This window comes from Novosphingobium lindaniclasticum LE124 (assembly GCF_000445125.1).
In the GTDB taxonomy this organism is placed as follows: domain Bacteria; phylum Pseudomonadota; class Alphaproteobacteria; order Sphingomonadales; family Sphingomonadaceae; genus Novosphingobium; species Novosphingobium lindaniclasticum.
The window spans coordinates 25,873-51,683 of record NZ_ATHL01000123.1 but is presented as its reverse complement, the minus strand read 5'-3'; the positions used below and the strand labels follow the sequence as shown (position 1 = coordinate 51,683).

At 66.3% G+C, this 25,811-nt stretch carries 18 protein-coding genes and 1 tRNA gene; 5 read left to right on the top strand and 14 right to left on the bottom strand.

Annotation, left to right across the window (positions count from 1 at the left end):
- Window positions 1-69: 69 nt before the first annotated feature.
- Window positions 70-144, bottom strand: a tRNA-Asn gene (locus L284_RS42035).
- Window positions 145-277: 133 nt separating this feature from the next.
- On the bottom strand, window positions 278-1,057 hold the full coding sequence (locus tag L284_RS42030) for an NAD kinase (RefSeq protein WP_021235417.1): 780 nt from the start codon (window positions 1,055-1,057) through the stop codon (window positions 278-280).
- A gap of 121 nt (window positions 1,058-1,178) precedes the next feature.
- On the opposite strand from L284_RS42030, the gene L284_RS42025 reads away from it, so the two are divergent.
- The gene (locus tag L284_RS42025) at window positions 1,179-2,537 is read left to right on the top strand and encodes a GGDEF domain-containing phosphodiesterase (protein ID WP_235054508.1); all 1,359 of its coding nucleotides are present in this window, start codon (window positions 1,179-1,181) and stop codon (window positions 2,535-2,537) included.
- 170 nt (window positions 2,538-2,707) lie between these two features.
- Here the strand turns inward: L284_RS42025 and secA are convergent, their stop codons facing one another.
- The 3 genes from secA to L284_RS42010 form a co-directional block, all read right to left on the bottom strand.
- Complete coding sequence (gene secA / locus L284_RS42020) at window positions 2,708-5,446, bottom strand: preprotein translocase subunit SecA (protein ID WP_021235415.1); 2,739 nt, start codon at window positions 5,444-5,446, stop codon at window positions 2,708-2,710.
- Window positions 5,447-5,549: 103 nt separating this feature from the next.
- Window positions 5,550-5,828, bottom strand: a complete 279-nt coding sequence (locus L284_RS42015; RefSeq protein ID WP_021235414.1) for a hypothetical protein — start codon at window positions 5,826-5,828, stop codon at window positions 5,550-5,552.
- A 67-nt stretch (window positions 5,829-5,895) separates the two neighbouring features.
- Complete coding sequence (locus tag L284_RS42010; RefSeq protein ID WP_152524736.1) at window positions 5,896-6,180, bottom strand: hypothetical protein; 285 nt, start codon at window positions 6,178-6,180, stop codon at window positions 5,896-5,898.
- 75 nt (window positions 6,181-6,255) lie between these two features.
- Between L284_RS42010 and argJ the strand changes: the two genes are divergently transcribed.
- From argJ to L284_RS41990, 4 genes are all read left to right on the top strand, one after another.
- Window positions 6,256-7,482 carry a bifunctional glutamate N-acetyltransferase/amino-acid acetyltransferase ArgJ gene (argJ, locus tag L284_RS42005; RefSeq protein ID WP_021235412.1) on the top strand — a complete coding sequence of 409 codons (1,227 nt, stop codon included), beginning with the start codon at window positions 6,256-6,258 and terminating at the stop codon, window positions 7,480-7,482.
- Window positions 7,483-7,485: 3 nt separating this feature from the next.
- Entirely contained in the window at window positions 7,486-8,124 is a 639-nt protein-coding gene (locus tag L284_RS42000; RefSeq protein ID WP_021235411.1) for a glutathione S-transferase family protein, read from the top strand.
- A 23-nt stretch (window positions 8,125-8,147) separates the two neighbouring features.
- The gene (locus L284_RS41995) at window positions 8,148-8,960 is read left to right on the top strand and encodes an inositol monophosphatase family protein (RefSeq protein WP_021235410.1); all 813 of its coding nucleotides are present in this window, start codon (window positions 8,148-8,150) and stop codon (window positions 8,958-8,960) included.
- Between the two features lie 86 nt (window positions 8,961-9,046).
- Window positions 9,047-9,448: a hypothetical protein gene (locus L284_RS41990; protein WP_021235409.1), complete on the top strand. Its 402-nt coding sequence runs from the start codon at window positions 9,047-9,049 to the stop codon at window positions 9,446-9,448.
- A 109-nt stretch (window positions 9,449-9,557) separates the two neighbouring features.
- Here L284_RS41990 and trxA read toward each other — a convergent pair whose 3' ends face one another.
- The 9 genes from trxA to katG all read right to left on the bottom strand — a co-directional run bounded on the left by trxA (window position 9,558) and on the right by katG (window position 24,989).
- A complete protein-coding gene (gene trxA / locus L284_RS41985) occupies window positions 9,558-9,878 on the bottom strand; it encodes a thioredoxin (RefSeq protein ID WP_021235408.1) in 321 nt (106 codons plus the stop codon).
- An 81-nt stretch (window positions 9,879-9,959) separates the two neighbouring features.
- Window positions 9,960-13,472 (bottom strand): double-strand break repair helicase AddA, encoded by a 3,513-nt coding sequence (addA, locus tag L284_RS41980; RefSeq protein ID WP_021235407.1) that lies wholly within the window; start codon window positions 13,470-13,472, stop codon window positions 9,960-9,962.
- Window positions 13,469-16,474, bottom strand: coding sequence for a double-strand break repair protein AddB (addB, locus tag L284_RS41975; RefSeq protein ID WP_021235406.1), 3,006 nt, complete (start codon window positions 16,472-16,474; stop codon window positions 13,469-13,471). Before addB ends, addA begins: the two co-directional genes overlap by 4 nt.
- Before the next feature lie 126 nt (window positions 16,475-16,600).
- Window positions 16,601-17,326 carry a nucleotidyltransferase family protein gene (locus tag L284_RS41970; RefSeq protein ID WP_021235405.1) on the bottom strand — a complete coding sequence of 242 codons (726 nt, stop codon included), beginning with the start codon at window positions 17,324-17,326 and terminating at the stop codon, window positions 16,601-16,603.
- The gene (locus L284_RS41965) at window positions 17,323-18,312 is read right to left on the bottom strand and encodes an aminoglycoside phosphotransferase family protein (protein WP_021235404.1); all 990 of its coding nucleotides are present in this window, start codon (window positions 18,310-18,312) and stop codon (window positions 17,323-17,325) included. The genes L284_RS41970 and L284_RS41965 overlap by 4 nt, the downstream gene beginning before the upstream one ends.
- Window positions 18,309-18,770: a tRNA (adenosine(37)-N6)-threonylcarbamoyltransferase complex ATPase subunit type 1 TsaE gene (tsaE, locus tag L284_RS41960; RefSeq protein WP_021235403.1), complete on the bottom strand. Its 462-nt coding sequence runs from the start codon at window positions 18,768-18,770 to the stop codon at window positions 18,309-18,311. Before tsaE ends, L284_RS41965 begins: the two co-directional genes overlap by 4 nt.
- A complete protein-coding gene (locus L284_RS41955) occupies window positions 18,767-21,121 on the bottom strand; it encodes a sensor histidine kinase (protein ID WP_021235402.1) in 2,355 nt (784 codons plus the stop codon). Before L284_RS41955 ends, tsaE begins: the two co-directional genes overlap by 4 nt.
- Window positions 21,122-21,218: 97 nt before the next feature.
- Complete coding sequence (gene ahcY, locus L284_RS41950; RefSeq protein WP_021235401.1) at window positions 21,219-22,637, bottom strand: adenosylhomocysteinase; 1,419 nt, start codon at window positions 22,635-22,637, stop codon at window positions 21,219-21,221.
- Window positions 22,638-22,787: 150 nt separating this feature from the next.
- On the bottom strand, window positions 22,788-24,989 hold the full coding sequence (gene katG / locus L284_RS41945; RefSeq protein WP_031342870.1) for a catalase/peroxidase HPI: 2,202 nt from the start codon (window positions 24,987-24,989) through the stop codon (window positions 22,788-22,790).
- Window positions 24,990-25,811: the final 822 nt, after the last annotated feature.

The window sequence follows — 25,811 nt, the reverse complement described above, 5'->3', positions numbered from 1 at the left end:
AAGCCATTCGCAACGCTCGCATCTGGTGCCGAGCGACTTTCCCGCTTCCGCATTCCGGAAGGAAGAAAGTGGCTCCCCGAGTAGGATTCGAACCTACGGCCATTCGATTAACAGTCGAATGCTCTACCGCTGAGCTATCGGGGAGCAGCCTGTCAGTGTTTCCACCGCCGGGCAGGAGTGCGCCTATAAAAGGGGTCCTCAGGGTTGGCAAGCACTCAGTCACGAAAATGTCGAGAAAACTTTTCCACAGGGTCGGCGCCGACTTCCGGACTTTGCTTTACACCTGGAACTGCTCGGCGAAGATGCGCTCCTCCAGGGTGAAGCCCGGGTCGAACAGCAAGGTCAGCTCCTTTTCGGCATTGGCGACGATGCGCACGGTCTTCACGTCGCGCACTTCCTTCTGATCCGCCACGGCCGCCACTGGACGCTTGCCGGGCTCGCGGATACGGAATTCGACTTCCGCGCTTTCCGGCAGGATCGCGCCCTTCCAGCGGCGGGGGCGGAACGGGCTCAGCGGTGTGAGCGCCAGCATGCGCGAGCCGAGCGGCAGGATCGGGCCATTGGCGGACAGATTGTAAGCCGTCGATCCGACCGGCGTGGCGACAAGCACGCCGTCGCCCACCAGTTCCTCCATCCGGACCTTGCCGTTGATCGTCACTTCCAGCTTGGCCGTCTGGCGCGTTTCCCGCAGCAGGGAAACTTCGTTGATCGCGTAATAGACGAAGCTGCGGCCATCGTGGCTGGTGGCGTGCATCTGAAGCGGGCGCACCGGCACGGGATGCGCATCGGCGATGCGCTCGGCAATGGGAACGCCGTCATGCGGGCCGTTCATCAGGAAGCCCACGGTGCCCAGGTTCATGCCGTAGACCGGCTTGATCATGTCCCGGTCCAGCATCTCGTGCAGGACATGCAGCAGGAAGCCGTCGCCACCGACGACCACGAACACATCGGCTTCCTCCAGCTCGACCCAGTCATGAGCGCGGCGCAGTTCGATGGCCCCGAGCTGCGCCTTGGCGGTGTCCGAGACTATGAGGCCCAGCCTGGGTGCATCACTCATTCGAATCCCCGGTGCGAAGAGGCGCGCAGTTCGGATTGCGGCGGTCCGCCGGCCCCCGTCTCATTTTGAAGCCTTTTTCATGCCGCGGACCTTTCGAATTTTGCATCGTTTGGCAAGGCCTTTGGCTATAGCCGCTGCGATGGGCGAACGACGCAAGAGCCTACCGCGCGGCCATGCCCGCCGGCTGGAAGACAGATTGACCGGAATCCCCGGCCTCGATGCCGTTCGCGAACGCATCGCGGGCTGGCGTACCGATGCCGAGAGCGCGCCGCAGCATGCCCATGTTCACGCCATGCTGGTATCGCTGCGCCGCCTCGACACGATCAACATGGCCTATGGCGCGGAAGCCGGAGACGGCGCCCTGGAGGAAGTGGCCGGACGCATCGCCCATTTCGCCGGTGAGGAACTCGACGGTCCCTGGCTGGTGGCGCGGGCGGGCGGCGGCTCCTTCGTACTGGCCGCCAACGAGGCCTGCAGCCGGGAGCGCTGGCATCTGGTGGCCGACCAGCTGGCCGATTTCATTGCGCGGCCGATCGCCCTGCCCACCGGCGTTCTGCGCCTCTCTCCCCGTATTGCCCTGATTCGTGCGCTTACCGGCGAGAGCGTGGATTCGATGCTCGACCGGCTTGGCCATGCCCTGGCCGCCTTGCAGGATCAGTCCGCCACGCGGCTGGGCTGGGCCGATGGCGAAGTCACCGTGCCCGGCCGATCCGCCGCGCAGCTCGAAGCGGACCTGCTCGGCGCTATCGATGGCGACGAGATCGAGATCCTGTTCCAGCCGCAGTTCAGCCTCACCGACGATACGCTGACCGGCGCGGAAGCCCTTGCCCGCTGGAACCATCCGGTGCTCGGCCGCATCGGCGCCGGAGCCCTGTTCGCCATTGCCGAGCGCGCCGACCACATCGGCCCGCTCTCGCGCCATATCGCCGCAAAGGCCATGTCCGCTGCAGGCCAGTGGCCGGGGGACTTGCGCCTTTCCATCAACGTCACGCCGGCCGATCTTGCCTTCGGCACATACGTGCGCCAGATGCTCGACCTCGTGCGCGAAAGCGGCTTCCCGCCCCGACGCTTGACGCTGGAGATCACCGAGCAATCGCTTATCAGCGACATCACCCAGACGGCGCAGATGATGGCGGAATTCTCTTCGCAGGGCATCCGCATCGCTCTCGACGACTTCGGTGCGGGATTCTGCAACTTCCGCTATCTCAAGGTGCTGCCGATCCACTATTTGAAGCTGGACCGGACGATGATCGAGGGCGTCGGTACGGACCGCCGCGACGTGGCGGTGCTGCGCGCGATCGTCGCCATGGCGCGGGCGCTCGACCTTCAGGTCATCGCCGAAGGGATCGAGGAGGAAGCGCAGCGGGAAGTCGCCGCGCGCGAGGGCTGCACCTATTACCAGGGCTTTCTGCGGGCACAGCCGATGTCGGTGGCGATGTTCGCCAAGCTGGCGCGGGTTGGTGGCGGCCAAGGCAGCTAACGTCGTCCCGGACTTGATCCGGGACCGCTGGCCGATCTTCAGGCGCTACGTTCCGCGCGCGGCCACCCCATAAGCGAAACGCGCGCTTTCGGCTCTCCCGAAAGCGCGCGTGGCTTTGCCAGCGGTCCCGGATCAAGTCCGGGACGACGGTTCATACGCCAGCTTGGCGCTTACGCCAGAGCGCCGTGGCAGTGCTTGTACTTCTGGCCCGAACCGCAGGGGCACGGCGCGTTGCGGCTGATCGGCAGGTCTGCGTAGGGGTTCTCGCCCGAGGCACCCGCGCCGACGGCAGCCTGCGGGCTGCCCGCCAGCGTGCCGAACAGTTCGGGCATGAAGGCCGAGCCGTCACCGTCGTTGGAGTTGTCGAGGCCGGTGAGCGGATCGATGTGGCCGGTCAGGAAGTCCGGCAGTTCCGGCAGCCCGGCCGGCTCGGGCATGCGCAGTTCGCTGACCGAGAGGATGCGCGTCACGTCTTCGCGAATCTGGTCGAGCAGACGCTCGAACAGGCTGAAAGCCTCGGTCTTGTATTCGTTGATCGGCGTCTTCTGGGCGTAGGCGCGCAGGAATACCACCTGACGCAGCGCGTCCAGCGTGGAGAGGTGCTCCTTCCAGTAGTGGTCGAGGCGGTCGAGCAGGATCGACTTCTCCACCTGACGCCAGATCGCCGGATCGTCCTGCGCCATCTTCGCGTTCATGTGCTCGGCCGCCATGGCGGCGATGCGCTCCTCGACGAGTTCGGGATCGACCCCGTCCTCTTCGATCCACGCTTCGAGCGGCACGTCGATGCCGAGGATATCCAGCGCCTTGGCCTTGAGACCTTCGACATTCCAGTGCTCGGGGTAGGACCCGGCCGGGCAGGCATCGGCGACCAGCGCGTTGACGGTGTCGTTGCGCATGTCGACGACGACTTCGTCGACCGTCTCGGAGTCCATGATGTCGGCGCGCTGCTCGTAGATGACCTTGCGCTGGTCGTTCATCACGTCATCGTATTCGACGACCTGCTTGCGCACTTCGTAGTTGCGCGCCTCGACCTTCTTCTGCGCGGTCTCGATGGCCTTGGACAGCCACTTCGAACCGATCGCCTCGCCATCGGCAAGGTTGCTGTTCATCATCTTGGCGAAGAGCGTGTCCGGGCCGAAGATGCGCAGGAGATCGTCCTCCAGGCAGAGGTAGAACTTCGAAAGACCCGGATCACCCTGACGGCCCGAACGGCCGCGCAGCTGGTTGTCGATGCGGCGGCTTTCGTGGCGCTCGGTGCCGATCACGCAGAGACCGCCGGCTTCGAGCACCAGGCGCTTCTGCTCGGCGACTTCCAGCTTGATGCGCGCGATGGCCTCGTCACGCTCCGGCCCTTCGGGCAGTTCGCGCAGTTCGTCTTCGATACGGAACTCGACGTTGCCGCCCAGCTGGATGTCGGTGCCGCGACCGGCCATATTGGTGGCGATCGTCACCGCGCCGAGACTACCCGCCTGCGCAACGATATGCGCTTCCATCTCGTGGAAGCGAGCGTTCAACACCGAGTGCTTGACGCCTTCCTTGGTGAGGAAGTCCGACAACAGTTCCGACTTCTCGATCGACACGGTGCCGACGAGGACCGGCTGGCCGATCTCATGCTTCTCCCGGATCAGCTTGGCGATGGCGCCGAACTTGTCGTGGGTGTTCTTGTAGAACTCGTCTTCCTCGTCGATGCGCTGGATCGGCACATTGGTCGGGATGGTGACGACGTTCATCTTGTAGATGTCGTAGAACTCCGGCGCCTCGGTGGCGGCGGTGCCGGTCATGCCCGAGAGCTTGGGATACATGCGGAAGTAGTTCTGGAACGTGATCGAGGCGAGCGTCTGGTTCTCGGGCTCGATGCGGACGCCTTCCTTGGCTTCCACGGCCTGGTGCAACCCGTTCGACCAGCGGCGTCCGTCCATCATGCGGCCGGTAAACTCGTCGATGATGACGACTTTGCCGTCCTTGACGATGTAGTCGATGTCGCGCTTGAACATGACCACGCCCTTCAGCGCCTGGTCGAGGTGATGGACCACCTGCGTGTTCTCGACATCGTAGAGGTTGGAGCCAACCAGCAGCCCCGCGGCTTCGAGCATGCGCTCGGCCTTCTCGACGCCGTCTTCGGTCAGGCTGATGTTCTTGGTCTTCTCGTCCATCTCGTAGTCTTCGGGGACGAACTGCTTAACGACCGCGTCGACCTGCATGTAGAGTTCCGACTTGTCGTCGGTCGGACCCGAGATGATGAGCGGCGTGCGCGCTTCGTCGATGAGGATCGAGTCCACTTCGTCGACGATCGCGAAATTGAAGGGGCGCTGCACCATCTGGCTGCGCTCGTGCTTCATGTTGTCGCGCAGGTAGTCGAAGCCGAACTCGTTGTTGGTGCCGTAAGTGATGTCGGCGCCATAGGCTTCGCGGCGTTCGTACTCGTTGAGGTTCGGCACGATCACGCCGACGGTCAGGCCGAGGAAGTTGTGCAGCTTGCCCATCTGCTCGGCGTCGCGGCGGGCAAGATAGTCGTTGACGGTGACGACGTGGACGCCCTTGCCCTCAATGGCGTTGAGATAGGTGGCGGTCGTCGCCACCAGGGTCTTGCCCTCACCCGTGCGCATTTCCGCGATTTCACCGCGGTGGAGCACGATGCCGCCGATCAGCTGCACGTCGAAGTGGCGCATGCCGAACACGCGCTTCGAGGCTTCGCGCACGGTGGCGAAGGCTTCCGGCAGGATCTGGTCGAGGGTGCTGCCGCTGGCCAGCAGTTCGCGGAACTTCGGCGTCTGGGCCGCGAGTTCCTCATCGCTCATCGCTTCGAGAACGGGCTCGAAGGCGGCGATCTGGGCGACGACCTTGTCGAGCGACTTGACGTAGCGTTCGTTGGACGAACCGAAGATGGACTTGGCGATGGCGCCGAACATGGCGGAGATCCCTGTTTTTCGTGAATGCGTATGTCGGAGATGCGCGCCTGCGTAGCGCGCAGGCACGGGAAAGGTTTCGCGAAAGAGCGAATGGTCGGCGCGCTTATTCGCGCGCGCGGTCTATCCCGGTGAGGACGGCAGGAATCGCCAGCGAATCCGGGGTTTCGACGAGCGGCGGCGCCTGCCGCCGAACCGAGCGGAAACCCGGCTCGGGCAACTGCGCCAGCGCCACCGGCGCGCGCGGCGCCTTGGCGGCGACGGCGGCTTCGGTCAGCACCACCTGCAGGCTGGCCACCTGCGATGCACGCGCGTCGGCAGGGCCGATCTGCGCGGCGAGGCCCGTCAGAAGGGCCAGCAAGGTCAGGAGCAGGCGGTTTGCCATCGCGGATCAGATAAGGGCCGAAGTATGAATAGTCCACAACCCATCGCACGGGTCTCCGGTTTCGTCTCTAGATACTGAAGGTGACGCAAGCAGGATATTCGCTCTCGATCGGGATGCCTGCCGCGTCGCGCGCAGGGCGAAAGCGGGCGCGCCGCGTCACGGCGCTGCAAATCGCTTCGTCGGCAGCGATGAAACCGCTGCTGCCGGTCCCCTGGCATCCGAAGGCGGGCAAGTCATGGGAATAGGCCCACTCACCCCGGTTGAGCGCTTCAGCCCTGAGAGGGATTCCGTCTCCCTGAAAAGAGGTGGCGGCCAGCGCCGTCATCGGCAGCAGGGACATCATCTTGCGCAATCTGCCCCGTCCATCTCCTTCCGTAAACCGGCGAGGGGCGCTTGACCTGTCCCGCCCACGCGCTACCCACCGGCCATGGCCTATCCCACCTCCCCGCTCGCCTCGCCCTTCCCCGAGATGCCGCAGATCGCCGGCGTGACGCCGCACATCGTCCGCGCCGGATACAAGGACTGGGGCCGATGCGACCTGACTTACGTGGAACTGGACGAAGGCACGGCCGTCGCAGGCGTGTTCACGAAGAACCTGTGCTGCTCCAGCGAAGTCGAGCTCGGCCGTGACAACGTGAAGCAGGGCCACGCCCGCGCATTGGTGGTCAACGCCGGCAATTCCAACGCCTTCACCGGCTACCGGGGCCGTGAAGCCGTCGAGCAGATCATGGACCAGGTCGCCGCGCATATCGGCTGCCCGCGCGAACAGGTCTTCGTCTCTTCCACCGGCGTGATCGGCGTGCCGCTGCCCAAGGACAAGGCGCGCGAAGGCGTGGAGAAGGCCCTCACCGCGGCGCCGTGCTCGTGGGAAGACGTGGCCAACACCATCGCCACCACCGACACCTTCGCCAAGGGCGCGACGGCCACCGCGATGATTGGCGACACCAAGGTCACGCTCGCGGCCGTCATCAAGGGCTCCGGCATGATCGCACCGGACATGGCGACGATGCTCGGCTACATCTTCACCGACGCCGCCGTGGAGCCTAGCTTCCTTCAGGAATGCCTCTCGGCCGCGAACTTCCGCACCTTCTCCTGCATCACCGTCGATTCGGATACCTCGACCAGCGACACCGTGCTGGCCTTCGCCACGGGCAAAGCGGGCAATGCGCCGATCGCGTCGATCGCCTCGCCCGGCGCCCACGCCTTTGCCGCCGCGATCCATGACGTCTGCCGCCAGCTCGCCCACCTCGTCGTGCGCGACGGCGAAGGCGCGCAGAAGTTCATCGAAGTGGCCGTTTCCGGCGCCGTATCCGACGAAAGCGCGCGCAAGGTCGGCATGGCCATCGCCAACTCGCCGCTGGTGAAGACCGCCATCGCCGGCGAGGACGCCAACTGGGGCCGCGTCGTCATGGCCGTTGGCAAGGCGGGCGAGCCGGCCGACCGCGACAAGCTCTCCATCGGTTTCGGCGGGACCTGGGCCGCGCGCGAGGGCCTGCCGCTGGCAGACTACGACGAAGCGCCGGTCGCAGCCCACCTCAACGGGCAGGACGTCACCATCGAGGTCGATCTCGGCCTCGGCGAAGGCGCCGCCACCGTGTGGACCTGCGACCTGACCCACGGCTACATTTCGATCAACGCCGACTACCGGAGCTGACCATTGGCCGCTCCGCAGTTTACGATCTGGGGTCGCCTCAACTCCCACAACGTCAAGAAAGTCGCCTGGTTCGCCGAGGAACTGGGCCTCAACTACGTGCGCCACGATATCGGCGGCCAGTTCGGCTATACCGACGAATATCTCGCCAAGAACCCGAACCGGCTGGTGCCGATGATCGAGGACGGCAAGCTCTCGCTCTGGGAATCGAACGCGATCCTGCGCTACATGGCGGCCGAGTACGGCGGCGAGCGCTGGTTCCAGCACGACCCCATCGACCGGGCGCTGGCCGACCGCTGGATGGACTGGCAGATCACCTACGCCGAGGCCCAACGCCTGCCCTTCCTTGCGATGGCGCGCACGCCGCGCGAACAGTGGGACATCCCCGCCATCGCCCGCGACGTGCAGACCTGCATCGCGCACCTGAACGTGCTGGAACGTGCCCTTTCCGACAAGCCCTGGCTCTCCGGCGGCCAGTTCGGGATCGGCGACATCCCCATGGGCGTCTATGCCCATACCTGGTTCAGCCTGCCGCTCGACCGGTTCGGGCTGGACCGGCCGGAATTCCCGGCCATGACCGCGTGGTACGCCCGCCTCCGCGAGCGCAAGGGCTATGCCCAGCAGGTCATGATCCCGCTTACCTGACACGCTCACCGAAGGCACCCCGGATGATCACGCCCACGCTCAACACCGCCGTCGAAGCGATCATGCGCGCAGTTTCGCGCGAGGTGATCCTGCCGTTCTACCAGTCGCTTTCGAGCGAGCAGATCGTCAGCAAGGCAGTGAACGATGTGGTCACCGTGGCGGATCGGCAAAGCGAGGCGATCCTGACGGAGCGCCTCACCGCCTTGCTGCCCGAGGCCGCCGTGGTGGGCGAGGAAGCCACCTTCGCCGACGAAAACGAACTGCTCAAGCTCAAGGACCGGCTCTGCTGGATCGTCGACCCGCTGGACGGCACCAACAACTTCGCCTCGGGCAAGGCGCCCTTCGGCATGTTGATCGCCCTGGCCGACAAAGGCGAAACGCTGGGCGGCTGGATACTCGACTGCCTGACCGGCCGCTTCTGCCACACCTCGGCAGGCGGCGGCGCCTGGGTGGACGGCGAGCGCCTCACTGCCCGCGGCACCGGAGAGCAGCCGCCGGTCGCGGCAATCTCGCTGATCTTCACCGAAGAGTCCCGCCGCGAGCGCCTGCGCACCGAAGTCGCCCCGCACTACCGGATGGTCGACATTCCCCGTTGCGCCGCCGAGCAGTATCCCCGCCTCGCCCTCGGCCAGAACGACGTGGCGGTGTTCGAGCGCACCCTTCCCTGGGACCACGCGGCCGGTGCCCTCTTCCTCAACGAAGCCGGCGGCCGATGCGCCCGCCCGGACGGCAGCGCCTACCGCGTGGACGAAATCGGGCGCAAAGGCCTGATCGGCGCGGCATCCCCGGCCCTGTTCGAAGACCTTGCCACGCGCCTGACGGCGCTGGAGGACTGAGCGCCTTTCTCGTCCCCGATTTGATCCGGGACGACGCATATCGATAACGGCTTGATCTGCGGCCATGCACAGTGCCAAGTGGCGCGATGCAGCCTCACACCCGCGCCCTCGTCGCCGCCGCCGCCTTCGCCTTCATCACCGGAAAGAAAGTCGCCGGCCTCTACGATCACGGTGCCGGACAGGACCGCCGCATCGCCGCGGAAGCTCGCGGAGCCGTGTTGCAAGGCTTCGACGGCGAACGCGGCTCAAGGTTCAGCGGAACTCTCCCGGAAATCCAAGACGCCGGGGACGCGGCTCACATCTCCTTCGAAATCGACGGGAAAACAGCGAAAGGCTACGACCGCGCCTCGTCAACCTTCTACGAGGCCCGCGTGGGCGAAGGTCTCGTGCAAGTGTTCGACCACGCCGAAAACGCCTGGTTCGCCTACGACATCCAGGATGGCGAGGCGGCCCAGAGCTACCACCGCAGCGCAGAGGCCAACCGCTGAACCAGGTCCGGCAGGACTGAGCTTTGAAAAGGCTTTGCTTCAAAGCAAAGACCCCTCCCGCCTCGCGGCGGAAGAGGTCTTGCATTTCAGTCCGGACGGACGGTGAAGTTTAGAGTTCGCCTTCGATCCAACCCTTCAGCGCGCTCTTGGGCGCGGCGCCGAGCTTCTGGGCGACCGGCTTTCCGTCCTTGAACAGGACCATGAGCGGGATCGACTTCACGCCGATCTCGGCGGGGATGCCGGTATTGGCCATGATGTCCATCTTGGCGATCGTCACCTGCTCGGAAAGCTCTTCGCTGATCTCTTCCAGAGCCGGACCGATCATCTTGCAGGGGCCGCACCAGTCCGCCCAGAAATCGACCAGCACGGGCTTGTCGGACTTCAGGACGTCTTGCTCGAAGCTGGCGTCGGTAACAGCGATGGTCGCCATGAATTGAAACTCCTCGGGTATCTCGGTTGAACGCAATCTAGGGACGAATTGCCTCGAGGCAACGCCTGCCGTCACATAGCTTTACTGGACCGGGGAAAAGTCCGGCTTGTGCGCGGCCAGCACTTCGACCGGAAGTGCGATCAGGCGGGGCACGGCGGTGTAGAGCAAGGCCGCTTCCACGGCCCGGCCGGGAAAGGCCACTTCCAGCGCGGCGGCATAAGCGCCCATCTGGCGCAGCACACCGCGCGGCACCTGCTCCAGACGCTCGGGAGGGCGCCGCGCGGTCTTGTAATCGACCAGACGGACACGATCCGTCTCGACCACCAGACGATCGATCGTCCCTGCCACCACCTGCCCGCCGACGACCGCCGCCACCGGCACTTCGGCCAGGCTCGCCGGCCCGAACAGGTCCGCCCATTCGGGATTGGCCAGCACGGCCATGGCGCTGTCCAGCATGGCCTGGCGCGCATCTTCCGGCAGATCGGCGGCATTGCGGGCAAGCCATTGCCAGCCCGCTTCCTCGCGCGCGTCCGGCCCCACTTGCGGCAGGCGTTCGAGCAGCTTGTGGACCAAAGTACCGCGCCGCAGGGCATCGCGCCCGGCGCCCGGCGGAAACGGCGGATCGGGCGCATCGTCCTCGCCTAGCGAGGATGGCGCAAGCGGGCGCGGCGGCCGCGGCTCGGCGGGCGGCCCGCGCTCCAGCCAGCGCGGCAGCGGCTCGCGGAAGGGCAGTTCCACGCTGCGCACTTCCGGAGCAAGCGGCGGCGGCGGCGCGCCGTTCTCGCAGCGCGTGCCCCAGATCGCGTCCTCCACTTCCGCCTCGGGCGCAAACAGAGCACGCAGGCTGGCGTACCAGCTCTTTTCCGCAGGCCCGTCCTTGTCCCGCCGCCCCAGTGCGCCGCCGACGAAGAGCGCTTCCTCGGCGCGGGTCATGGCGACGTAGAGCAGGCGCCAGTGCTCCTGCTCGTCACCTTCGCGGTTGGCGGCGATCTGCGCGGCGATGCGGCCGACCTTCTCGTCCTTCGACAGCGGCGGCAGCGGCACCTTGCGGCGCTCCTCGCGCGGATCGGCGAGATCGAAGCCGCGATCCCGCGCGGCTTCCGGATTGCCGGTGGCGTCGGCGAGGATGACGATGGGTGCCTGAAGGCCCTTGGAGCCGTGGACCGTCATCACGCGGACGAGCCCCGATGCCGCATCCGCCTCGCGCTTCAACTCGCCGTCGCCCGCATCGAACCAGGCGAGGAAGCCCGCGAGGCTGGGCGTATCGGTGGCGACATAGGCCTGCGCTGCATTGACCAGTTCGTCGATCGGGTCGTTCGCCTCGCTGCCGAGCCGCGCCACCAGCTTGCGCCGCCCCTGCCAGGGGCCGACCAGCAGCCAGTGCAGCATGTCCTGCGGCGGCGAGAAATCGGCGCGCGCCAGCAGTTCCCCGAGTTGCTGGAGCACGGCGCCGATCTCCGGGCCAGACTGCATGCGCAAGTGCTCCCAGAGACGCCGGTGCTTGTCGCGATAGCCGAAGCGCAGCAATTGCTCCTGGCTCCAGCCCACCAGCGGCGAAACCAGCAGCGCGGCCAGGTTGAGATCGTCGAGCGGCTGCACCGCGAAGCGCAGCGCGGCGATCAGGTCCTTGACCGCGAGCGGCGCACCCAGGCGCAGACGGTCGACGCCCGCCACCGGCACGCCTGCCGCGTGAAGCCGCGCAACGATCAGCCCGGCGAGCTCCTTGCGCTGACGCACCAGCACCATGATGTCGCCTGCACCCGCGCGGCGCAGCTTGCCTTTGCTGAGCGTGAATCCCGGCCCCGAGGGGTCGAGCCATTCCCGCACCTGCTGGGCGATGCGCTCGGCCATCTGGCGGTCGGGACGGGACAGCCAGTTCGGCTGCTGGCCGTCATTTTCATCTTCTTCGAGCGGCTCGTCGTCATCCTCGCCGATCTGCTCGGACACCGGCTTCCACAAGGCGACATAGCCCGGGCGCTCCTGCCCGACATGGCGCTCGGCGGGACGGTCCAGGCCGAAGCGGGCGTGTCCGATCCCGGCGATGGCCTCGTCCACGAAGTCGAGCACCGGCTGCGCAGTACGGAAGCTGCGGTCCAGCCCCAGTTCCATGAGCGGCCGCGCGGCGATCTCGCTGCGCAGCATGACCGCGTTCTCGGCAGCGCCCTGCATCTTCTCGCGCACGCGGTCGGCGGCGCGGCGGAAGTTCTCGGGGCTGGTGCCCTGGAAGCGGAAGATCGCCTGCTTGTAGTCGCCCACCACGAAGAGCGTGCGCATCAGGTTCTGGGGATGGCCTTCGCGCTGCCCTTCCCCGACCCAGAACTCCTCCGCCATGGCGAAGACGATGTCCCACTGCGCAGCATTGGTATCCTGCGCCTCGTCGACGAGGATGTGATCGAACCGGCGGTCGAGCTTGTAGCGGATCCAGTCGGCCGACGCCTGCCCCCGCAGCAGATCGGCGGCGCGGCGGATCTGGTCGTCGAAGTCGATCAGCCCCTCGCGCTGCTTCGCCTCGTCCCAGGCGAGCGCGAAAGCACGGCCAAGGCGCAGCGCGGGCACCAGTCTTTCCACCAGCCCCAGCAGCGCCTTGGTCTCGCGGATCTTGGCAAGGCATTCACCGACGCGCAGGGCATAGCCTTCGTAGTCGGGATCGCGCTTGGCCAAATGATTGAGACTGCGAACGCTGTCGTCCTTGGTGAAGAGCGCGGCATGGAGATCATCTATCCCCTCCGCGCGCTTTGCCGGGCTCAAGGTCAGCCAGGGCACCAGCACGTCGGTGGCCTTGTGCGCGGTTGCGGTGTTCCACTCGGCCAGCACTTCGCAACATTTGCGCAGCGAGCGCACGTCGAAGGCCTCGTCTCCGCACATCTCCGCGAGCAACCCGTCATCCGCCTCGGCGGGCAGGCCGAGCAGGCGCAGCACATGGCTGCGGATGTCGCCCGCCTGCCACGATCCCGGACCGAACCACGCTTCGCGCGCACCGGCGCAGCGCAGCAGGAAATCGACTACCGAGCCCGGCCCGTGCCGCAGCGAAAGCTGGGCGATCGCGCCGAGCAGGTCCGGCCCGTCGAACGCATCGGTTTCGGCCGCGACGAGCAGGTCGGAGAGCACTTGCCGCGCCAGCAGCGCCCGTTCACGGTCCTCCATCGGCCGGGTGCCCGGCACGAGCTGCGCCTCCAGCGGGAAGGTCGCCAGCAGCCACTGCGAGAAGGCATGGATCGTATCGATCCGCAGGCCGCCGCCCGGACTGTCGAGCACGGCGGCGAACAGCGTGCGGGCCCGAGCGCGGGTGTCGGGATCGGTCGGCGCGCCGATCGCATCGAGGCGCTGGAACAGCAGGGTGTCTTCCAATCGCACCCATTGGGCCAACTGGTCGTTGATGCGCGCGGCCATTTCCGTCGCGCCTGCCTTGGTGAAGGTAAGGCACAATACCTGCGAAGGATCGACGCCCTCCTGCAACAGCAACCGCAGCACGCGCGAAGACAGCACTTGCGTCTTGCCGGTGCCCGCCGAGGCGGAAAGCCACACGGTGTCGCGCGGGTTCACCGCCAGCATCTGGTTGCCGTGCAGCGGATGAACGGTGGCGGGGCCGCTCATGCTGCGTCCTCCCCAGCGCTTTCGCGGCGCTCACGGGTACCGAGCGAGGTGATCCATTCGTCGAGACGCATCAGCTGGTCGTAATCCGCGTAAGAGCCGAGTTCGGGATTGAGGCGTGCGGTGAACGGCTCCTTGCCGAGGATCCAACGATCCAGCGCGTCGTTGAGATAGCGCTCCGTTTCCGGCAGGAAGTCGTCGGGCTCGATCCCGGAGCGCTTCTTCCCCTCCTTGAGCGGAGTAGTTGTGTATCCGATCGCGTCCTTTTTCTTCGCCATTGACCAGTATTCAAACTTGTCTGCGATGCCCGCGATCTCCCGGCCCTGCATGTCCTTGAAGCCCCCCGCCTGCGCGATCAGCGCGATCAGTCCGAGTTGCAGCGCGAAGCCTTCCTCCACCCGCTTCGGCGTGGGCGGCGAGCCGGTCTTGTAATCGACGACCGCCAACGCGCCATCCGGCAACTGGTCGATGCGGTCGGCGCGGCCGTGGATGCGGATGTCACGGTAGCGCATGTCGCCCCAGGCCTCGCTCGCAACGACCTTGCGGCCCGCCGTCTTGTGCTCCAGCACGAGTTTATGGAAGGTCTTCAAGGCTTCTGAAAGACGCGGCCACCAGAGCGCGCGCATCAGCGGGTGCGCGTTCTTCTCGGTCAGCACGGCCTGCGCGATCGCGTGGAGCCCGTCCACGGGCTCGCCCGCCTTGTGCCAGTCCTCCAGGATCCTGTGCGCGACTTCGCCCTTCCATGCAGCGCTCGGCTCGGCATCGAGCGCGTCGAGCTTGCGCAGGCGCAGAATGGCATTGGCGTAGAATTCGTAAGGATCGCCGCGCAGACGATCGAGCCCCGTCACTGCCAGATCGACGCGGCGCTGCTCGGCCGAAGGCATGGGCTGCGGACGCGGATGGCCTGCGACCGGGGGGGCATCGTCGATCATGCGCGCCAGACGCAGCGCCTCGCTCTCCACATGACGTTCCACCTGCTCGCCCAGCAGCGCCTTGACGCGCAGCACGAAGCGCGAGGGGATCACCGGCCCGCCCGCATCGCGCAAGGCCCAGCTCAGCACGACTTCGGGCGCGCCCAAAGCCGCGGCAAGGTCATGCGCGGCCAGGCCGATGCGGAAGTCCGCTCCCGGCACACCGAGCGCGCGCAGCACGGCAGGCGGCAAGAGCGCATCCTGAGAAGGCGAGGCCGGCCAGACGCCTTCGACAAGGCCGCCGCAGATCACAAGGTCGGCGCGGCTCATGCGCGCTTCGAGCAAGCCGTAGATCGATACGCGCGGATGACCGCCCCAGGGCGGGCGCACCGATACGCGGTCCATCGCGTCGCGCAGCATGGCGTGAAGCTCGCGCGGGTCGAACAGCGTGCCCGCCGAACCGGCGGCGGCGCGCAGTTCCTCGACCAGCGCGCTGAGGCTGCGCCCATCCGCCCCCGCCCAGATCGCCTCGCCGCAGAGCGCTTCGGCCGCATCGACCAGCACGCCGAGCATCGCTTCCAGCGGCTCGCCTTCCCGAAGCGCGAACAGCGGCGTGAGCACGGCGTCGACACCGGCCCACCAGGCATCCAGCTTCTCCTGCCCGGCGATCTGACCCAGCGAGGCCAGCCCCGCGCCGGGACGCGGACCGCGCAAGGCGAGATCCAGCTTGCGCGCCGCTTCCAGCCAGCGCGCACGCCCTTCCCCGCCGCCTGCAAGGGGATGCACCAGCAAGGCGATCAACGGCACCGGCGCGGCCTGTTCCGCCAGAACTTCAGCCAGCAAAAGCATGAGCCGTCCCGCCGCTGTCTGCGCCAGCGGGCGTCCGGCGGTGTCGTCCGCTTCGATCCCCCAGCGCGTCAGATGCGCCACCACGCGGCCGGCCAGCCCGCGATCCGGCGTCATGAGCGCGACGCGGCGCTCCGGCACTTCCAGCGCCTCCCGGATCAGCACGGCGATCGCCTGCGCTTCCTGCTCGGGGTGAGTGCTTTCCATCAGCCGCACGCCGGACAGGCGGCGCTTTTCCGCAGGCAGTCCCACCCAGGCCGCCGACGCGCGCGGCGGCAGGAACAGATTTGAGATCACCGTGCTGCGCTCGGCCGGCGATGCGCCGTAGCCGGAACGATGCCACGCGGAAACTTCCTCACGCGCGATGCCCATGCGGTTCAGCAGGAGCTTGAGATGGTACTGCGGATGGGTGACCGCATCGCTCCTGCCGAACGGCGGCTCCTCCGCGTGTTCCGGCTTTCCGGCGACACCGAGTTCCTCCCAGACATCCCCCGCAAGCGCAAGATCGAAGTCAGGCAGGACCACCGAGCCGCCCGGCAACGCGCTGACCACGCGCAGCAATTCGGCCAAGGCCGGCGATGCGCTGGTCACGCCTGCCGCCACGATGGGATAGGACGGCGGCGCGGCGCGCCATGCCTCGGCGGCATGTTCGAACAGGCGGTTGCGGCGCTCCGGCGCATCGATCTCGCCGCGCTCCGCCAGTTCGGCGATCCAGTATTGCTGCACCTTGAGGAATGTGCGGGTATTGTCGGTCCAGTGCCCGGCAAGGTCGCCGACAATGCCGATCACCCGCTCGCTCATCAGGTCGAGCGGCGCGATGCCCTCGACCAGCAGGCGGTCCATCGTGCGGCCCAGTTCCCAGGCGCGGCGCAGCAGGGCGGCGCCCTTCCCCGCCTCGGCGCCTTCGACTTCACGCAAATAATGGGCCAGCCTGAGCCAGCGCCGCGTGGGATCGGCGGCGGGGGGAATATCGGCAGCGCCGAGCGGATCGAGCAGCGGCCCGAGCGTTTCGTCGAGGTCGAGGTCGCCCACTACCGCCATGCGCGGCAGCAGCATCCCCGGCTTGTCCGTGCTGCCGGAGTGGCGGACGAAAGCCTCGGTGACGGTGCGGACCGCACGGCGGCTCGGCAGCAGCAGGGTCAGCCGGGCAAGGCCAAGCTCACCTTCGGAGTAGCGCGGCACCAGCCCGGCCACGAGGGCATCGGCGAAACCACGGTGCGCTGCAATGGAGTAGACTTTCGGATTCATAAATCAGGTGCGGCACCAGCCCACGCCCCCACCAGCCCCCCCACGCGTGTATCTTGATGGGAGGTCGGATAAGGGCGTGGGCTGGTGCCGCCAAAATCCGCTTCACGCGGATTTTCAAACAGCCTCTCAGGCACGGGTCAGCCATTCCTCGGTCGGCTTGATGGCGCCTGGCTCGCCCACTTCGAACCACAGGCCGGTATGGGAAACACCGTAGAGGCGGCCCTCATCGATCGCGCGGTTCCACAGGACATTGGTCGAGAACGGGCCTTCCGGCGCGTCGCGCAGCAGGCGCTTCGAAACGATCTGGATGCCCATGTAGATGAACGGCGCGACATAGCCCGGCTTGCGGCGGGATATCCGGCCCAAGGCATCGAGGTGAAAGTCGCCCGCACCTTCGTGATGCATCGCCCGCGTATGCGGCACCACGAGCAACAGCGCGTCCATGCGCTCTTCGTCCCAGGCACGGGAGAGTTCGTGGAACACGTCCACCGGCCCATCGAGCCAGATATTGTCGCTGTTGAGGCAGAAGAACGTCTCGGGCAGCAGCGGCGCGGCCCTGACCATGCCGCCGCCGGTTTCCAGCAACTGGGCGCGCTCGTCGGAGACGGTGACCTGCGGCCCCTGGCGGCGGGCCTTGAAGTGACCCTCCAATGCGTCGGCCAGGTAGTGGACATTGACCACCGCCTTCTCGATCCCCGCCGCGTCGAGCTTGTCGAGCGCGTGGTCGATCAGCGACTTGCCCGCTACCCGCACCAGCGGCTTGGGCTGGGTGGCGGTGAGCGGGCGCATGCGCTTGCCCAGGCCGGCGGAAAGCACCATCGCCGTATCGCTGGCCAGCTTCCCCCCGCTCATACGGCGTAGCTCCCGCCATTCGCTGCGCGCAGATGATCGGGAATGTTGGCGTCGAACCAGCGCGCCACCGGCTCCAGCGCCGGATGGGCGAGATCGCGTTCGAGCAGGGCCCAGACGCGCGGGATCAGGTCCAGATAGCGCGGCTTGCCGTCACGCCGCCAGAGACGCACGAAGATGCCGACGATCTTGAGGTTCCGCTGCGCGCCGAGACGGGCATAATCGGCCAGGAATGTTTCGGGATCGGCGCCGGTCGCCTGGATGTAGTGATCGAACATCTCGGCCTCCAGTTCGGGCGAAACATCGCGGCGGGCATCCTGGAGCAGCGAGACGAGGTCGTAGGCGGGATGCCCGATCAGCGCGTCCTGGAAATCCAGCAGGCCTTGCTTCTCCAGCGCGCCGAGCAGCATGATGTTCTCGGCATGATAGTCGCGCAGCACGGTGACGCCGGGGCGCTGGCGGGGCAGCAGTTCGCCCAGCACCGCCTCCCAGGCGGAGATGAACCCGGCGGCATCGACATCGAGATACTGCGCCGCGCAATACCATTCGACGAACAGCCGCACTTCGCGCAAGTATTCGCTTAGCGAATAGTCGAGAAAAGGCCCCGGCGGCAGTTCACGCAGCTGCGCCAGTACCTCTACCGCACCCTTGTAGACCGCCGCTTCGTCGTCCGGCCACTGGTCCAGGTAATCGCGCATGCGGGCATGGCCGAAGTCCTCGATGAGGACGAGGCCCCGGTCGACCCGGTCCGCCAGGATGCGCGGTGCCCGCAGTCCGTTGAGGTCCAGCCAGCGCGCGGCGCGCAGGAACGGCGTCGGGTCCTCGTTGGGCGGCGGGGCGTCCATCAGCATCGCCGTCTCGCCATCGGCGCGGGTCACGCGGAAGTAGCGCCGGAACGAGGCGTCTCCGGCAAGCGGTTCGATGCGGGCCCTCGCCCAGCCGGCCTGGGCAAGGAAGGATTCGAGATCGGCGGGAAGATTCGTGCTCATTTCGGCTCCCGCCCTACCCAATGTGCGCCCGGCTCGACAATGGCGATCCGTCCCTCATCCGCAACTTCCAGCGCGATTGAGAGGCAGCCCGGCTCATGTGCGAAGCCGCCGGCATGGTCCGGCCACTCGGCGATCAGGGCCGCGCCCTGGCGATAGTCGTCGAGGCCGATTTCGTCGGCTTCCGAAGGATCCTTGAGCCGGTAGAAGTCGGCATGGACCAGCGGCAGACGCACTCCCGACCGACCGGACAGCGGCGGATCGTAGACTTCGATGATGGCGAAGCTGGGCGACGGCACTTCGCCTTCGTGCCCCAGGCCGGCGATGATCGACCGGGCAAGCGTGGTCTTGCCCGCGCCGAGGCCGCCGGTGAGCGCCACGACGTCGTCCGCGCGAAGATGATCGGCAATCGCGCGGCCGAAGCGCTCCATCGCGGCGAGATCGGGCAATGCAATCTTCACGGAAGCTCCACCAAAGCGCTGGTGCCCTTGCCGGGCTCTGAAACGAGACGCAGCGCCCCGCCATGGGCCTCCACAAGCTGGCGCGCGAGCGGCAGGCCCAGGCCCTGGCTGCGCTCCACCGACTTGCCGTCCGCACTGGCCTTCATGCCGTCCAGCGCCAGGGCGACGCTGCGGCTGTCCATGCCTGCGCCCTGGTCCTGCACGAGAATTTGAAGCCATTCCTCGCCGCCCGACTTGCGGCGGCCAAGCTGCACCCGGATGCGCTCTCCTCGCCGAGATGCGGCAATGGCATTGTCCACCAGATGCCCCAGCGCGCGCGCGAGCCGCTTGCGATCGCCCGAAATCGGGCGCAGCAGCCCGCTCGCCTGAAGGTCGAGTTCAAGGCCCGCCTTCTGCAGCCGCGAGGCGCGCTCCTCCACCACGGAGCGGACGAAAGGCATCGGATCGATCTCTTCCTTCTTGAGCGGCAGCAGGCCCGCCTCGCTCTGCGACAAGTCCAGCAGGCTATCGATATGATCGCCCAGTTGCTCCACCGACGTCAGGATTGCGCCGACATAGTCCCGGCCGCTCTCGGACAAGTCGCCGCCGACGCCAGCCTCCAGCAGTTCCGCGAAACCGCCGATCGAGGTGAGCGGCGTGCGCAGTTCGTAGCTCATCTTGGCCAGAAAACGCGTCTTGATCGCATCCGCTTCGATCAGTGCGGCATTGCTTTCGCGCAAGGCTGCCTCGGCCTTCTGCGAATCGGTGATGTCGAGCACGGCCAGCAGCCCGTTGCCATCGGGTAGCGGCACGCCCGCGAATTCCAGCATGCGCCCATCGGCCAGAGCGATACGACCGCCCTTCTGCATGCGATCCAGCGTGGCGCTGCGCACGACGCCGCCGACCGTCTCCGCCTCAGCCGGGCGCTGGAGGTGCGGCGCGATCTTCTTGAGCAGGTCCTGCATGTGCGGATGGGTGTCGAGGAAGTCGCTGTCCAGGCCCCAATCGGCAGCGAAACGGCGGTTCCATATCTGCAAACGTCCGTCCGGCGCGAAGACCGCGATGGATTCGAACAGGCTGTCGAACGTGGCCGTCCGCGTGCGCAGCAGGGTGTCGCGAACGGCGGACAGGCGCAGCTGCTCGGTGCGATCCTCCGCGATCAGCATCAGCCCGCCGTCCGGCACCGGCTGGGCGACGATGCGCAGATGCGTGCCGTCCGCCAGGGTCCAGGCTTCCTCGCTCGCCTCACCCGAGGCGAACCAGGCGGCCTTCTCACGCCGCCACGCCGGGAAGTCGCGCGCTTCGGGCACGCGACCAGCATCGCGCGCGGCATCCAGCAGACGCTCGAATGCGGGCAAGTCCTGAAGCGTGCTAGCCGGGAGTTTGAACAGGCGCTGGAACGGCTGGTTGGCGAAGGTCAGACGCTTCCTGGCGTCGAACTGGGCGACGCCGGCAGAAAGCTGGTCCAGCAGCCCGCGCTGCGCCTCGCGGAACGCGCGGAACGAGCGCGACATTTCTTCGAGGTCTTCGATGTCGACGGCATAGCCGGCCACCCCGTCCTCGCCCAGCGGCAGGTCGCTGACCCGCATCGCGCGGCGCTGGCCGTTGATCGTGGTCGACACGATGCGCTGGATCGGCGCGCCCTTGTCGGACGCGGCGCGCGCCACTTGCGCGGGAGTGAGGCCATCGACGTTCTCGATCAGTTCGGTGCCGCTGGCGACCACCCCCTGCGCGCTGTCTCCGCCTACGGCTGCGACATAGGCCGAGTTCACCAGTTGCAGCTCGCCGTCCGGACGGCGGAACCACATCGGCATCGGCGCCGCTTCGATCAGCGAGACGAGCGCGGTGAAATCCCCCTTCGCCCGCGAGGCTTCGTCGCGCAGGCGGGTGAGTTCGGTTTCGCTGTCGGAAAAGTCGAAGACCCAGACCAACGCCGCCCCGCCGGGCGAAATCTGCGGATCGGCCAGATGGCCGCGCAGCGCCAGCGATCGGGACGAACCGCGCGGCGTCAGCACCATGCGGAAAGGCGCGGCGGTCTTCTGGGTGCGGCGCACCGCCTCGGTCAGTTCCTCCAGCTTCGCCGTGGGAAGGCCACGCTCGCCGGTGTCGAGTTCCGAGAGGAACTGCGGAACCCCGTCCAGCCCGAGCCACTGCGCCAGGCGCGGACTCGCCTCGATTCGCCCGTCGGAGCGAACGAGCAGCGGCAGCGCGGGCGATTCCTCGACCATGCGGCCCAGCCTGCGGGCTGAGCGAAGCTGGTTCTCGGCCCGCTTCTGGCGGCTGCGGGCGGTCAGCACGGCCCAAGCCGCCGCCATCATCCAGGCAGCGAGCAGAAGGCCGATCAGGAGGGGTACGAGGCGATCCTGGTCCATTCACCCACGGCTATGATGCGGGGAAGCCATAAACACAATGGGAGAGCGCCACGATTGCGGCACTCTCCCCATCGTTAGCCAATAAAGGCCCTACCCATCAATAACGATAGTGGTCCGGCTTGAACGGGCCGGCTTCCGGCACGCCGATGTAGTCGGCCTGCTTCTTCGAAAGCTTGGTGAGCTTCACGCCCAGCTTTTCGAGGTGGAGCGCGGCGACCTTCTCGTCGAGGTGCTTGGGCAGCACATAGACTTCGTTCTTGTACGCATCGTTGCGGGTGTAGAGTTCGATCTGCGCCAGCGTCTGGTTGGTGAAGCTCGACGACATGACGAAGCTGGGGTGGCCGGTGGCGCAGCCCAGGTTCACCAGACGGCCCTTGGCGAGCACGATGATCTGCTTGCCGTCCGGGAAGGTGACGAGGTCGGTGCCCGGCTTGACTTCCTTCCAGTCGTAGTTGTCGAGCGCCGAGATCTGGATCTCGCTGTCGAAGTGGCCGATGTTGCAGACGATCGCCTTGTCGCGCATGGCTTCCATGTGCTCGCCGGTGATGACGGCTTCGTTGCCGGTGGCGGTGACGAAGATGTCGCAGCGCTTCACGGCGTCTTCCATGGTGACGACTTCATAGCCTTCCATGGCGGCCTGAAGGGCGCAGATCGGATCGATTTCAGTGACCATCACGCGGGCGCCGCCGTTGCGGAGCGAAGCGGCCGAGCCCTTGCCGACGTCGCCGAACCCGGCAACGCAAGCGACCTTGCCGGCCAGCATCACGTCCGTCGCGCGGCGGATCGCGTCAACCAGCGATTCCTTGCAGCCGTAGAGGTTGTCGAACTTCGACTTGGTGACCGAATCGTTCACGTTGATCGCGGGGAACGGCAGCTTGCCGTCCTTGGCGAGGTGATAGAGGCGGTGAACGCCGGTGGTGGTCTCTTCCGAAACGCCCTTGATGGCCTTGACCGAGGCGGTCAGGTAGCCGGGCTTCGCCTTGAGGAAGGCGTTCAGCGCGCGGACGAACTCGATTTCCTCGGCATTGGTGGGCTCGAACAGCGGCTCACCGGCTTCGACGCGTGCGCCCCAGAGCGCGAACATGGTGGCGTCGCCGCCGTCGTCGAGGATCAGGTTGGCGGTGAGGTCAGGGTTTTCCTCGGTCGACCAGTCGAAGATCTTGCCGACGTAGTCCCAGTAATCGGCCAGCGATTCACCCTTGATCGCGTAAACCGGGATGCCGGCGGCGGCGATGGCGGCGGCGGCGTGGTCCTGGGTCGAGAAGATGTTGCAGGTGGCCCAGCGCACGTCGGCGCCGAGCGCGACCAGCGTCTCGATCAGCACGGCGGTCTGGATCGTCATGTGCAGCGAGCCGGTGATGCGCGCACCCTTGAGCGGCTGCGACGCGCCGAATTCCTCGCGCAGCGCCATCAGGCCCGGCATTTCGGTTTCGGCGATGTTGATCTCGGTACGGCCGAAATCGGCGAGCGCAATATCGGTGATGGCGTAGTCGTGGGCGATCTGGGCAGTGGCCACGGGAAGCTCCTGGTACGTTGGACGTTACGGGAGACGCCGGACCTGAAGCCCGGCGTCTCGAATGCATCGTCCCTACCCCGTCAGCTTTCGCGACGCAAATATAAAGATATCTTTATATGCTTCGCGAAAGTTGCGCTGAAGCCCTTGTACTCATGCCAGATCGAAGCGATCCGCGTTCATCACCTTGGTCCAGGCCGACACGAAGTCCTTGAGGAACCTCGGCCCGCCATCCGAAGCGGCATAGACCTCGCTGAGCGCGCGAAGCTGCGAGTTGGAGCCGAACACAAGGTCCGTCCGCGTCGCCGTCCATTTCGTCTGGTTGGATGCACGGTCGGTGCCGGTGAAGGTCTCGTCCGCCGCATCGTCCACCTGCTTCCACGCCGTGCCCATGTCGAGCAGATTGACGAAGAAGTCATTGGTAAGCTGACCCGGCCGGTCCGTGAACACGCCGTCCTGCTTGCCGCCGTGGTTGGCTCCAAGCACGCGCAAGCCCCCGACGAGCACCGTCATTTCAGGCGCGCTGAGGCCCAGAAGCTGCGCGCGGTCGATCAGCAGTTCCTCGGTCGGCACCGTGAACGACACCTGGAGGTAGTTGCGGAAGCCGTCCACTTTCGGCTCGAGCACGGCGAAGCCTTCCACGTCGGTCTGATCCTGAGAAGCGTCGGTACGCCCGGGTGAGAAAGGCACATCGACCGGCGTTCCGGCATCGGCCGCCGCCTTCTCGATACCGGCGCCGCCGCCGAGCACGATCAGATCCGCGATCGAGACTTTCCGGCCAGAGGCGCCGCCATCGAATGCGTCCTTGATGCCCTCGTAGACCTTGAGGACCTTGGCGAGCTTCTCAGGCTCGTTCACGTCCCAGTCCTTTTGTGGGGCAAGGCGGATGCGGCCACCATTGGCGCCGCCACGATGGTCCGATCCGCGATAGGTCGACGCGGAAGCCCAGGCGGTGGAAACCAGTTCCGCCACCGAGAGGCCCGAGCCGAGAACCTTCTGCTTGAGCGCGGCGATGTCCTCCCCGGTGATCGCAGGGCCGTTCGCGGTCGGAATCGGATCCTGCCAGAGCAGGTCTTCCTCGGGAACTTCCGGCCCAAGGTAGCGCGCCTTCGGCCCCATGTCGCGGTGGCAGAGCTTGAACCAGGCCCGTGCGAAAGCATCCGCGAAATAGTCGGGATCGGCGCGGAAGCGCTCCATGATCTTGCGGTATTCGGGATCGACCTTGAAGGCCATGTCGGCGGTGGTCATCATCGTCGGCACGCGACGCTCGGGGCTGTGCGCGCCGGGCGCCATGTCTTCGGGCTTCTGGTCGATCGGCTGCCACTGCTGCGCACCCGCCGGGCTGCGCACCAGTTCGTATTCGTAGTCGAGCAGCATGTGCAGGAAGCTCATGTCCCACTTGGTCGGCGTCGGCGTCCAGGCACCTTCCAGGCCTGAGGTGATCGTGTGATCACCGAAGCCGCTTTCATGGCCGCTCTGCCAGCCAAGACCCTGCTGGGCGATGTCCGCGCCTTCCGGTTCGGCGCCGACCTTGGCCGCGTCGCCCGCGCCGTGGCACTTGCCGAAGGTGTGGCCGCCCGCGGTGAGCGCGGCGGTTTCCTCGTCGTTCATGCCCATGCGCGCGAACGTCTCGCGGATGTCGCGGGCCGACCCGACGGGATCGGGATCGCCGCCGGGGCCTTCCGGATTGACGTAGATGAGGCCCATCTGGATCGCCGCCAGCGGGTTTTCGAGGACCATCTCCTTGTCCGGCTGGATGCGCGTTTCCGCGCCCTGGCCGACCCACTCCTCCTCGGTGCCCCAGTAGACGTCTTTCTCCGGCTCGAACACGTCCTCGCGCCCGCCGCCGAAGCCGAAGGTCGGCCCGCCCATGGATTCGATGGCGACGTTGCCGGTCAGGATCAGCAGGTCCGCCCAGGAGAGCTTGGCGCCGTACTTCTGCTTGATCGGCCAGAGCAGGCGGCGCGCCTTGTCAAGATTGGCATTGTCCGGCCAGGAGTTGAGCGGCGCGAACCGCTGGTTGCCCGAAGAGGCGCCGCCGCGCCCGTCGCCGGTGCGATAGGTGCCCGCGCTGTGCCAGGCCATGCGAATGAAAAACGGGCCGTAGTGACCGTAGTCCGCCGGCCACCAGGGCTGGCTGTCGGTCATCAGTGCGGCAAGATCGGCCTTCACCGCCGCATAGTCGAGCGACTTGAAGGCTTCGGCATAGTCGAAGTCGTCGCCCAGAGGATTCGCGCCGCCCTGGGGCAGGATGTCGAGGGACAGCTGGTTGGGCCACCAGTCGCGATTGGTGCGGCCCAAGAGCGAACGTATCGGCGTGCCTTTCATCGGGCAACCACTGGTCTTGGCGTCCATGTCGTTCTCCTTCCGGTCGTGCCCGCCCTGTCACCGGGCGGTGTGAAATCGCCGGTCGGCACTCTGCCCGTGCCGCGCCTGCCGACGCGGTCAGCTTGCCAGATATGCCGCAGCGTTCAAAGCGCTGCGCACCTGCCCGGCAGCGCGAAATTCCGATTATCGACCGGGACGAAAGTGATCAGCGGCAAGGCCTCCGCGCCTGGTTTTTCCGCCTCCTGCCGCTCTCGGTGGACTTTCAGGACAGGAGGCGGAAGTGGCGATGGAGGGTCGATGCCCGCCATCACACGCCCAAGGGAAAAGCCGCAGCTCTCCCGCATTTTCCAAGCGCCCGGTAGGCTGCAAGGCCACTCCTGACTGTGGCCCGGCGGCAGACGAACGCCGATATTTCTATCGAGCGTGCTATCGAATGAAATTGTTACACTCGCAAGACATGCCGTTCAACACCGGCACAAAGATATCGCCAGCTCTTTACTGGAGCCGCAACGACCACTGACGACCTCAAGATTGCAGCATCTTGAAAAACAATTGCAACATGGCCCTGCGCTACGCAGCGTGGACAACTTCGGCTCGCCGAATGGCCGGGATGGGTGGGAAGCAGCCATCAAATGCATGCATCGTGCTCCTGAAGCTTTTTTTCGATCTGACGGATGTAAGAAGGAGGCGCTGGCCCAACCTTAATTACTTGAGATGCAAAAAATTCGTTGGGAAACGCGTTTAAATGTCCAAAATCTCCAGGATATGAGGCCATCCATCCCTCGATTTCCGCATACGCAATCCCGGCAGTGGCCCGACTATGGGGGCAGGTAGCGGATGAATTTAGGC

Excerpts from the sequence above, each read along its gene's own strand:
- L284_RS42030 (WP_021235417.1), bottom strand. The coding sequence starts at position 1,057 with ATGAGTGATGCACCCAGGCTGGGCCTCATAGTCTCGGACACCGCCAAG.
- secA (WP_021235415.1), bottom strand. The coding sequence starts at position 5,446 with ATGTTCGGCGCCATCGCCAAGTCCATCTTCGGTTCGTCCAACGAACGC.
- L284_RS42015 (WP_021235414.1), bottom strand. The coding sequence starts at position 5,828 with ATGGCAAACCGCCTGCTCCTGACCTTGCTGGCCCTTCTGACGGGCCTC.
- argJ (WP_021235412.1), top strand. The coding sequence starts at position 6,256 with ATGGCCTATCCCACCTCCCCGCTCGCCTCGCCCTTCCCCGAGATGCCG.
- L284_RS41995 (WP_021235410.1), top strand. The coding sequence starts at position 8,148 with ATGATCACGCCCACGCTCAACACCGCCGTCGAAGCGATCATGCGCGCA.
- L284_RS41990 (WP_021235409.1), top strand. The coding sequence starts at position 9,047 with ATGCAGCCTCACACCCGCGCCCTCGTCGCCGCCGCCGCCTTCGCCTTC.
- trxA (WP_021235408.1), bottom strand. The coding sequence starts at position 9,878 with ATGGCGACCATCGCTGTTACCGACGCCAGCTTCGAGCAAGACGTCCTG.
- addA (WP_021235407.1), bottom strand. The coding sequence starts at position 13,472 with ATGAGCGGCCCCGCCACCGTTCATCCGCTGCACGGCAACCAGATGCTG.
- addB (WP_021235406.1), bottom strand. The coding sequence starts at position 16,474 with ATGAATCCGAAAGTCTACTCCATTGCAGCGCACCGTGGTTTCGCCGAT.
- L284_RS41970 (WP_021235405.1), bottom strand. The coding sequence starts at position 17,326 with ATGAGCGGGGGGAAGCTGGCCAGCGATACGGCGATGGTGCTTTCCGCC.
- L284_RS41965 (WP_021235404.1), bottom strand. The coding sequence starts at position 18,312 with ATGAGCACGAATCTTCCCGCCGATCTCGAATCCTTCCTTGCCCAGGCC.
- L284_RS41955 (WP_021235402.1), bottom strand. The coding sequence starts at position 21,121 with ATGGACCAGGATCGCCTCGTACCCCTCCTGATCGGCCTTCTGCTCGCT.
- katG (WP_031342870.1), bottom strand. The coding sequence starts at position 24,989 with ATGGACGCCAAGACCAGTGGTTGCCCGATGAAAGGCACGCCGATACGT.